The 10,302-nt window shown below is 66.2% G+C and carries 8 protein-coding genes; all 8 read left to right on the top strand.

The window, feature by feature from the left end; translation table 11 throughout:
* The first annotated feature begins 2 nt into the window (after positions 1-2).
* Positions 3-1,223 (top strand): putative lipid II flippase FtsW, encoded by a 1,221-nt coding sequence (gene ftsW, locus FA87_RS15535; protein ID WP_036110462.1) that lies wholly within the window; start codon positions 3-5, stop codon positions 1,221-1,223.
* Positions 1,220-2,314, top strand: coding sequence for an undecaprenyldiphospho-muramoylpentapeptide beta-N-acetylglucosaminyltransferase (gene murG, locus FA87_RS15530; protein ID WP_036110464.1), 1,095 nt, complete (start codon positions 1,220-1,222; stop codon positions 2,312-2,314). Before ftsW ends, murG begins: the two co-directional genes overlap by 4 nt.
* A complete protein-coding gene (gene murC / locus FA87_RS15525; RefSeq protein WP_043695767.1) occupies positions 2,311-3,750 on the top strand; it encodes a UDP-N-acetylmuramate--L-alanine ligase in 1,440 nt (479 codons plus the stop codon). Before murG ends, murC begins: the two co-directional genes overlap by 4 nt.
* On the top strand, positions 3,750-4,724 hold the full coding sequence (locus FA87_RS15520; protein WP_036110468.1) for a D-alanine--D-alanine ligase: 975 nt from the start codon (positions 3,750-3,752) through the stop codon (positions 4,722-4,724). The genes murC and FA87_RS15520 overlap by 1 nt, the downstream gene beginning before the upstream one ends.
* Positions 4,721-5,461 (top strand): cell division protein FtsQ/DivIB, encoded by a 741-nt coding sequence (locus FA87_RS15515; RefSeq protein ID WP_036110469.1) that lies wholly within the window; start codon positions 4,721-4,723, stop codon positions 5,459-5,461. The genes FA87_RS15520 and FA87_RS15515 overlap by 4 nt, the downstream gene beginning before the upstream one ends.
* Positions 5,462-5,469: 8 nt before the next feature.
* Positions 5,470-6,705, top strand: a complete 1,236-nt coding sequence (gene ftsA / locus FA87_RS15510; protein WP_036110472.1) for a cell division protein FtsA — start codon at positions 5,470-5,472, stop codon at positions 6,703-6,705.
* Positions 6,706-6,841: 136 nt separating this feature from the next.
* A complete protein-coding gene (gene ftsZ, locus FA87_RS15505) occupies positions 6,842-8,032 on the top strand; it encodes a cell division protein FtsZ (protein ID WP_036110474.1) in 1,191 nt (396 codons plus the stop codon).
* Between the two features lie 327 nt (positions 8,033-8,359).
* Positions 8,360-9,271: a UDP-3-O-acyl-N-acetylglucosamine deacetylase gene (gene lpxC, locus FA87_RS15500; protein ID WP_036110475.1), complete on the top strand. Its 912-nt coding sequence runs from the start codon at positions 8,360-8,362 to the stop codon at positions 9,269-9,271.
* Positions 9,272-10,302 lie beyond the last annotated feature (1,031 nt).

Below are 10,302 nucleotides of genomic sequence, written 5' to 3'. Positions count from 1 at the left end.
TCATGTTCGGCTTCGGAAACAAGCAGGCCAAACGCCGCCAGGGTCCCCGCGGGAGCTTCGATCTCCCGTTGCTCCTGGCTGCGCTCGCGCTCGCGACGCTGGGCGTGATCATGGTCACGTCCAGTTCGATCGCCGTGGCCGACGGCTCGCATCAGGGCGCCTTCTACTATCTCAAGCGCCATCTCGTGTTTCTCGTGCTCGGTGGCTGCCTGGCCGCCGCCGCGATGCGCACGGAACTGAAGACGCTCGAGAAGCACAGCTTCCTGCTGCTGCTGGTCGGCATCATCATGCTGTTGATGGTGTTCCTGCCGGTCTTCGGCATGCGCATCAACGGCGCACGTCGCTGGGTCAACCTGCTGGTCACCAGCTTCCAGCCGGTCGAGGCGGTGAAGCTGATCCTCGTCGGCTACCTGTCGAGCTACCTGGTCCGTCACCGCGAAGGCGTCGAGTACGACCTGTTCGGCGTGGTCAAGCCGGTCGCCGTGGCCGGTCTCATCGTGCTGTTGCTGCTGGCACAGCCCGACTTCGGTTCGGCGGCTCTGGTGGTCGCGACCACGGTCGGTATGGTCTGGCTGGCGGGTGCGCGCATGCGCAACCTTCTCGTGCTGGCGACGCCCCTGGTTCCCGCCCTGATTTATGCGGCGACCGCCGAGGATTACCGCATCAAGCGTCTCACCTCGTTCCTCGATCCGTGGAAAGATCCGTTCAACGACGGCTTCCAGCTGACCCAGGCGCTGATCGCCGTGGGTCGCGGTGAGTGGACGGGCGTGGGTCTGGGTTCCAGCGTGCAGAAACTGTTCTACCTGCCCGAAGCGCATACGGACTTCATCCTTGCGGTGCTCGCCGAGGAGCTCGGCTTGGCGGGCATCGTCACGGTCATCTTCCTCTACATCGTGCTTGTCGGCCGGGGTCTCTACATGGGACTGAAGGGCGTCGAGCTCGGTCAGCGCTTCTCCGGTTACGTCGCCTACGGCATCTCGCTGATGCTCGGCTTCCAGGCGATGGTCTCCATCGGCGTGAATCTCGGCGTGCTGCCGACCAAGGGCCTGACCCTGCCGCTGATCAGCTCGGGCGGTTCGTCCGTGCTGATGACCTGCGCGATGGTCGGTGTGCTGCTGCGCGCCACGTTCGAAATCAACCGCGCCGAAGACGCGCGACAGACCGCCGTGCGCCTGCCGGCCAATGCCGTGCCGGATTCGGCGGCCTATGGCGGTGCCGCATGAGCCGCCCCGTGCTGATCATGGCCGGCGGTACCGGTGGCCACATCTTCCCCGGCCTTGCCGTGGCCGACGAACTGCGCTCGCGCGGCGTCCCCGTCGCGTGGCTCGGTGCCGAAGGCGGCATGGAGACCCGCGTGGTTCCCGCGCATGGCCTCGACCTGCACACGGTGGCCGTCGGTGGTCTGCGCGGCAAAGGCATGAAGACGCGCGTGATGGCGCCGGTGATGCTGGCGCGTGCGCTGCTTGCCTCGCTCAGACTGCTGCGCCGCCTGCGTCCGGCCTGTGTGCTTTCGATGGGTGGCTACGTGGCGGGCCCCGCCGGCGTGGCGGCGCGTATCGCGGGCATTCCGCTGGTCGTGCACGAACAGAACGCGGTTGCCGGCTTCACCAACCGCAAGCTCGCAGGCTTCGCGAAAAAGGTGCTCACCGGCTTTCCGAACGTGCTGCCGAACGGCGAGTGGGTCGGCAATCCGGTACGTGCACGCATCGCCGCGCTGCCGCTGCCGGCGCAGCGCATGGACGGTCGTGCCGGTCGCCCCCGCCTGCTCGTTCTCGGCGGCAGCCTCGGGGCACGCACCCTGAATCTGGCCGTGCCGAAGGCGCTGGCGTTCATGCGTGCTGACGCGCATCTCTCGGCCTGCGAGCCTGAAGTCGTCCATCAGACCGGCGAGCGCGGCCTCGACGAAGCGCGCACGGCCTATGTCGACGCCGGCGTCGCGGCCAACGTCGTCCCCTTTATCGAAGACATGGCCGGTGCGTACGAGTGGGCGGACGTGGTGGTGTGCCGCGCCGGCGCGCTGACCGTGGCCGAACTCTGCGCCGCGGGCCTCGAAGCGCTGCTCGTGCCGTTCCCGCATGCGGTGGACGACCATCAGACGGTGAACGCGCGCGCGATGGTCGACGCCGGTGGCGCTCACCTCATCGCCGACAAGGCGCTGAACCAGGCCGGCTCTCCCGAAGCGCTGGCCCGTCTGCTCTACGACATGCTGCTGGACCGCCAGCAGATCCTTTCCGCGGCCAATGCGTCCCGTACGCTGGCCAAGCCCGACGCCGCATCCACGATTGCCCGTCATTGCATGGAGGTTTCCGCATGACGCCCGGTCGTTTGCGCGCCCACGACGATTTCATGACCTCGTTCCGCCGTGTCCACTTCATCGGCGTGGGCGGCGTCGGCATGAGCGGTATCGCCGAAGTACTGGCCAACCTCGGCTACAGCGTGTCCGGCTCCGACCGCGCGCACTCGACGACCACGGAGCGTCTGGCCAAGCTCGGCGTCGAAGTGCACGTCGGTCACGAGGCGTCGAACATCGACGGCGCGGACGTGATCGTCACGTCCAGCGCGATCCGTCAGGACAATCCCGAGCTGGTCGCCGCACGGGCCGCACGCATTCCCGTGGTGCCGCGTGCCGAGATGCTCGGCGAGCTGATGCGTTTCCGTCGTGGCATCGCGATCGCGGGAACGCACGGTAAGACGACCACCACCAGCCTCGTCGCGAGCGTGCTGGCGGAAGCCGACTACGACCCGACCTTCGTGATCGGCGGCCAGCTCAACGCCGCCGGTGCGAATGCCCGTCTGGGCACGGGCCAGTACCTGGTTGCCGAGGCCGACGAGTCGGACGGTTCCTTCCTGATGCTGTCGCCGGTCATCGCCGTCGTCACCAATATCGACGCCGATCACCTCGAGAACTACCAGGGCGACTTCGCGCTGGTGAAGAAGGCTTTCAGCGACTTCCTGCATAGGCTGCCGTTCTACGGCATGGCGGTGCTCTGCATCGACGACGAAGAGACGGCGAAGCTCGCGGAAGACACCTCGCGCCGCCTGCTCACTTACGGCATCGACAACGCCGCCGCGGACGTGACGGCCACCAACGTTCGCCAGCTCGGCTTCGAAATGCATTTCGACCTGCATCTGCCGGGCAGGGTCGACGCGCTGCCGGTGACGCTGAATCTGCCAGGCCGACACAACGTGCAGAACGCGCTCGCCGCGGCGGCCGTGGGCTGGCAGCTGGGCGTCGAAGCGGAGGCCATCGCGCGTGCGCTGGCACGTTTCGAAGGCGTGGGTCGTCGTTTTCATCGTCGCGGTGAGATCGCGCTCGACAGCGGCAGCGCGCTGCTCGTCGACGACTACGGTCATCACCCGCGCGAACTGGCCGCCGTCTTCGCCGCCGCGCGCGGCGGCTGGTCGGACCGCCGTCTGGTCGTGGCCTTCCAGCCGCACCGCTACAGCCGTACGCGCGACCTGCTCGACGACTTCGCCAAGGTTCTGGCCGAGGTCGATGTGCTGGTGCTGACCGAGGTCTATCCCGCAGGCGAATCGCCGATCGCGGGCGCCGATGGCAAGGCCCTCGCGCGCGCTATCCGTGCCCGTGGCAAGACCGACCCGGTGCTCGTCGACCATCCGCGCGACCTTCGCGCCACGCTGTCCGCGCTGGCGCGCGACGGCGACCTGATCATGCTGCTGGGCGCCGGCGATATCGGCGCGGCGGCCATCGAGCTGGCCAGCGCCGGCAACCTGAGGACAAGCAAGTGATGAGCACGACCCGTTTCCCCCGCATCGTCACCGACGCCGCCGATTTCGGCCGCGTGGCCGTCGTGCTGGGTGGTAACTCCGCCGAGCGCGAGGTGTCGCTCGACTCCGGTCGCGGCGTGCTCGAAGCGCTGCGTTCGCTGGGCGTCGACGCGCATCCGATCGACGGTATCCCGGCCTTGCTCGACGCGGTGCGCGCGGGTCACTTCGCACGCGTGTTCAACATCCTGCACGGCGCGGGTGGTGAGAACGGCGAGTTGCAGGGCGCGTTGCAGTCGCTCGGCGTGCCGTATACCGGCTCCGGCGTGCTCGGTTCGGCGCTGTCGCTGGACAAGGTCCGCGCCAAGCAGGTGTGGATCGCACTCGGCCTGCCGACCCCGAAGTTCAAGGCGCTGCCGCGCGGTGCGGACGTGCACGCCGCCGCTCGTGACGTCGGCTTTCCGCTGATCGTGAAGCCGGCATGGGAAGGGTCCAGCGTCGGCGTGACGCGTGTGTTCGATGAAGCCGGTCTCGATGCCGCCGTCGAACTGGCGCGCCGCTATCCCGGCGACATGCTGATGGAAACCCTGATCGAGGGCGATGCGAGCGAGGGCGGCGAATACACCGTCGGCATCCTGGGTCGCGAAGTGCTGCCCACCATCAAGATCGTGCCCAAGGGCGAGTACTACGATTACAACGCCAAGTACGTGGCGGAAGACACCCAGTACATCGTGCCTGGCCTGTCGGGCGAAGCGGAGGACACCATGCGCGCGCTCGCGCTGCAGGCCTTCGACGCGCTCGACTGCTTCGGCTGGGGCCGCGTCGACGTCATGCGCGATCGCCATGGCAAGAACTGGCTGCTCGAAGTGAATACGGCGCCCGGCATGACCTCGCATTCGCTGGTCCCCAAGGCTGCCGCCGTCGCGGGCCTCGACTATGCGGGCCTGTGCTGGCGCGTGCTGGAAACCTCGATGGAACGGGAGGCCGCCCGCGCATGAAGGGTTCCGCTGCCACGCGTCTGGTCGCCTGGGGAATCGCCATCACACTGGTGGTGTTGCCCGTGGTCGGCGTGATGCAGGGCTGGTTTGCCGTCGGCCGCTGGCCGGTGACGCAGCTCAAGGTCGAAGCGGAGTTCGCGCACGTCAGCGCCGAACAGATCCGCAGCGCCGTGCTGCCGAGCCTCGGCAAGGGCTTCTTCGCGACGGATCTGGAAACCGTGCGTCATTCGATCGGTGCGCTGCCGTGGGTCGAGTCGGTGGAAGTGCGCAAGCGCTGGCCCGACACGCTTTTGGTACGCATCTACGAGCGCCAGCCGTTCGCGCGCTGGAACGAGGACCGTCTGATCAGCCGCCAGGGGCTCGTCTTCGACGCGCCGGGCGCCGATCAGATGGGCGACCTGCCGCGGCTGCGTGGACCGGACTCGCGTCTGGCCGAGGTGGTGAGCTTCTACGCACAGGCACAGAAATCGTTCGAAGGCAGGACAGGCCTGTCGATCGTCGGCGTCAGCCTCAGCGAGCGCGGCAGCTGGAGCGTTACGACCGAGAGCGGCGCCGAAATCGTTATCGGCGACCGCGAGCAGGCCGATCGCCGTCTGGCCCGCTTCCTCGATGTCTACCCACAACTCGTCGCCGGTCGGCACAGCGGTTTCGCCTACGCCGACCTTCGTTACACCAACGGATTCGCCATCCGGTGGCCGCAACCGGAAACCACGGCCACACCCAAGGTCGGAAGCTGAGCAGGATCATGAGAAACAAGAACGACAAACAGCTCGTCGTCGGCCTCGACATCGGAACGTCGAAGGTCGTCGCCATCGTCGGCGAATACGAGCCGGGTGAAGCCATCGAAATCATCGGTATCGGCACGCACGTCTCGCGCGGCATGAAGCGTGGCTCGGTGGTCGACATCGAATCGACGGTCCACTCGATCCAGCGCGCGGTCGAAGAGGCCGAGCTGATGGCCGGCTGCGATATCCGCTCGGTGTACGCCTCGATCTCCGGCAGCCATCTGGAAACGCGTAACTCGCACGGCACCGCGGCCATCCGCGACCGCGAGGTGATGTCGGCCGATCTGGAGCAGGTACTCGAAGCGGCCAGCGCCGTGGCGATCCCGGCCGATCGCAAGGTGCTTTATAAGGAGTCGCAGGAATACCGTATCGACGGTCAGGACGGTATCCGTCATCCGGTCGGCATGAGCGGCGTGCGTCTGGAGGCCAGCGTGCATCTGGTCACGGGCGCGGCGAGCGCGGTGCAGAACATCTCCAAGTGCATTCAGCGCTGCGGTCTGTCGGTCGATGAACTCGTGCCCGCCGCTGTCGCCAGCGCTAAGGCCGTGTTGACCGAGGACGAGCTCGAGCTCGGCGTGTGCCTCGTCGATATCGGTGCCGGTACGACGGATATCGCCATCTATACGCAGGGCGCGATCCGCTACACCAAGTCGCTGCCCGTCGGTGGCGATCAGGTGACGAACGACATCGCGTATGGCGTGCACACACCAACCGCTCACGCGGAAGAGATCAAAATCAAATACGCGTGTGCGCTCGCCCAGCTTGCCCATGCGGAAGAAACGATCCAGGTGCCGAGCGTGGGCGATCGGCCGCCGCGTCGTCTCGCGCGTCAGGCGCTCGCGCAGTCGGTGCAGGCCCGCTACGAGGAAATCTTCGAGATGGTGCAGGACGAACTGCGTCGCTCGGGTTACGAGAGCCTCGTCGCCGCCGGCATCGTACTGACCGGAGGCGCCTCGCGTATGGAAGGCGCGCTCGAACTGGCGGAGGAAATCTTCCACAAGATGGTTCGCATCGGCGTGCCCCAGCACGTGTCGGGCCTGGGCGATGTCGTTTCCAGCGAGTTGCATTCGACCGGCGTGGGCCTGCTTCTGCACGGCTCGCGGTCGACCGGCGGCGCGCGCCACACGAGTTCCGCCGCCGGCAATGTCGGCAGCATGGTCGAGAAGTTCCGTAGCTGGTTCACCAAGAATTTCTAAGCAGTAGTCACCGGATTGTCGGTGCCCGATGGAAGGGGGGCGCCGGGGCACAAGGGATGGCCCGCAACCCATGGCCGACAGGAGTCGGACAAGGGACATAAACCAAAAAAACTAAAAGTTCTGCGGAGGACGGGAAATGTTTGAACTCATCGAAAAGCTGGCACCGAATGCGGTCATCAAGGTCATTGGCGTGGGTGGCGGCGGCGGCAACGCCGTGGCGCACATGGTCAATTCCAATATCGAAGGCGTCGAGTTCGTCGTCGCCAATACCGACGCCCAGGCGATGAAGAGCTGCGCCTCGCGCACGCATCTTCAGCTGGGCGGCAATGTCACCAAGGGTCTCGGCGCCGGCGCCAACCCGGAAGTCGGCCGCCAGGCCGCGCTGGAAGACCGCGAGCGCATCGAGGAAATGCTCGAAGGCGCGGACATGGTCTTCATCACCGCCGGCATGGGCGGTGGTACCGGTACGGGTGCGGCTCCGGTCGTGGCGCAGCTGGCGAAAGAGAAGGGCATCCTGACCGTCGCGGTCGTGACCAAGCCGTTCCCGTTCGAGGGCCGTCGCCGCATGCAGGTCGCCCTGAAGGGTATTGAAGACCTGTCGCAGCATGTCGACTCGCTGATCACCGTTCCCAACGAGAAGCTTCTCTCGGTGCTCGGTCGTGAGGTCACGCTCCTCAACGCGTTCAAGGCGGCCAACGACGTGCTGCAGGGCGCGGTCCAGGGCATCGCCGACCTGATCACGGCCCCCGGCCTGATCAACGTCGACTTTGCCGACGTCCGCACCGTCATGAGCGAAATGGGTATGGCGATGATGGGCTCGGGCACCGCCCGCGGCGACGATCGCGCACAGGCCGCCGCGGAAGCCGCGATCAACAATCCGCTGCTGGAAGATGTGAATCTGGCCGGCGCCTGCGGCATCCTGGTCAACGTCACGGCGGGTCCCAACCTGACCATGCGCGAGTTCGACGAGATCGGCCGCGTCATCCACGACTTCGCCTCGGAAGATGCGACCGTCGTGATCGGCACCTCGCTGGACCCGGAAATGCAGGACGACGTCCGCGTGACGGTCGTTGCCACCGGCCTCAACCGTGGCGGTGCCGCGGCCTCGTCCAAGCAGCCGGCTCGCCAGCCGGTGCAGCAGCAGGTCGAGATGCGTCAGCGTCCCCGCCCGGTCGTCCTGCGCACGGGCACCGGCAACGAAGTGGTCGATTACGCGCAGGCCGACTCCGTTCCGTCGGTCCGGTCGGAACCGGCACCGTCGAAGAACGCCGAGCCGGCGATCGATTACCTCGATATCCCGGCGTTCCTGCGTCGTCAGGCTGACTGAGCGGTACTTGCAGATCCAGGCACGTTAAGGAAAACGTGAGGACGGCCCGACACGACGTCGGACCGCCCGACGCTCCGCCGCCATCCCGTCCGGGTGGCGGAGCGTCGCCGCTTCGCCTCAGGAAAACCTGCAAGTGATATCAGTTACTTGCAAGTGATTGAACGGACGAACGTTTCAGTCGCAGGCCAGATGAGAATGGATCGCAGCTGATGCTGAAGGAACGGTGAAGCAACACTGGACTGTACCGTCCGGTTTGTTTATCCCGAGGTTAAGACTGTGTTAGCATGATCGCTACTTTAGGCTGCTGCCAACAAGGTTCGACCCAACATGATCAAGCAGCGCACGCTCAAGAACATCATTCGCGCCACCGGCGTCGGCCTCCATACCGGCGACAAGGTGTACATGACGCTTCGTCCGGCCGCGCCGAACACGGGTATCGTGTTCCGCCGCACCGACCTCAATCCCCCGGTCGAGCTCAAGTCCCGCCCGGAGAATGTCGGTGATACGCGTCTTTCGACGACCCTGATCCAGGGCGACGTCCGCGTGTCCACGGTGGAGCATCTGCTCTCGGCCATGGCCGGCCTCGGCATCGACAACGCATATGTCGATCTTTCGGCGCCGGAAGTGCCGATCATGGACGGCAGCGCGGGTCCGTTCGTCTTCCTCATCCAGTCCGCTGGCATCGAGGAGCAGGACGCGGCCAAGCGTTTCATCCGCATCAAGAAGCCGGTGATCGTGAAAGACGGCGACAAGTGGGCCAGGCTGGAGCCGTTCGACGGCTTCAAGGTCGGCTTCTCCGTCGAGTTCGATCACCCGCTGTTCAACAAGCGCAATTCGCAGGCCGAGATGGATTTTTCGACGACGTCGTTCGTCAAGGAAGTCAGCCGCGCCCGCACCTTCGGCTTCATGCGTGACATCGAAATGCTTCGCGAGCGTAACCTCACGCTCGGCGGCTCGATGGACAACGCCGTCGTGCTCGACGACTACCGCGTGCTGAACGAAGACGGCCTCCGTTACGATAACGAGTTCGTCAAGCACAAGATCCTCGACGCCATCGGCGACATCTACATGCTGGGCCACAGCCTGATCGGCGCTTACTCCGCGCACAAGTCGGGTCACGAGCTCAACAACAAGCTTCTCCGTAGCCTGATGGCCGACGCCGCGGCGTGGGAAGAAGTCAGCTTCAAGGATCCGGCCAAGGCGCCGATCTCCTACGCCCATCCCGCCCAGGCGGTGTAAGGCGACGCCTCACCGGGGCGTAGCGAAATGAGAGAAGCCGCGAGCGATCGCGGCTTTTTTTATGGGCGCTTGAGATTGACGTTTTACGGCTCGGCTTTGCGCCGTCGCGTTTGGCTTTGTCGCGGCGTGTTGTGTCGCGTTGGAGAGCCGGCGGGGATGACCCTCGCGGCCACGCCTGCGGCGACCCCTCAAGGAAAGGCGGCTACCGCCGCCGTATATCAATGGCCTACGGCCGGGTCGGGCTTCGCCTGGGGGTTTTCGAGTCGGCTGTCCCTGCCTCCCCGAAAACGGCCGGTCATCCCTGACCGGCCCCGCCTGCGCGGCCTTGTCCAGTCGAAGCCCTCGCCTGCGGCTACCGGCCCCGAGGGTCACCCCCGCCGTCTCTTTCGCGCACTGAGGTGGGGTGGTGGTCGAGCGGGCTTTGGCTTCACCGCTTTGTCGGCTATCGCCAGCACGCTGGCTCCCACCAAAGCCACCGCCGCCTGGATGGCCGCCGCACGTTGCACGCCGCACGCCGCACACGCCCGCACGCACGCACTCGCCGCTCCGGGTAGGAGCGAACCCTGTTCGCGAACCCTCAGCCTTGCTAAGGCGAACGAGGCCATACACCTCAGGCAAGCGAGCGTTCCCAACCAACGAAGCGCACCGCCGCTCGACCCCACGTTGCCTCAGTCCCCCCAAAGAGCCGGCGGGTGCCACCCTCGCGTCCGGTAGCCGCAGGCGAGGGCTCCGACTGGAAGAGGCCCGCAAGGGGGCCGGTCAGGGATGACCGGCCGTTTTCGGGGAGGCAGGGACAGCCGACTCGAAAACCCCCAGTCGGAGCCCGACCCGGCCGAAGGCCATTGATACACGGCCGCGGAGCGGCCTTTCCCTGAGGGGTCGCCGCAGGCGTGGACGCGAGGGTGGCACCCGCCGGCTCTTCCCGACCACACCGCACGCCGCGACAAAGCCAACGCGACGGCGAAGCCGAGCCCTTCAAAGCCAAGCCCCAAGGCGGCGAAACCACGAAAAACCCCCGCGTGACCGCCCCC

This window comes from Luteibacter sp. 9133 (assembly GCF_000800155.1).
GTDB lineage: Bacteria > Pseudomonadota > Gammaproteobacteria > Xanthomonadales > Rhodanobacteraceae > Luteibacter > Luteibacter mycovicinus.
Note: the sequence above shows the minus strand (reverse complement) of the source record. Positions and strands in the feature narration are given on the sequence as shown.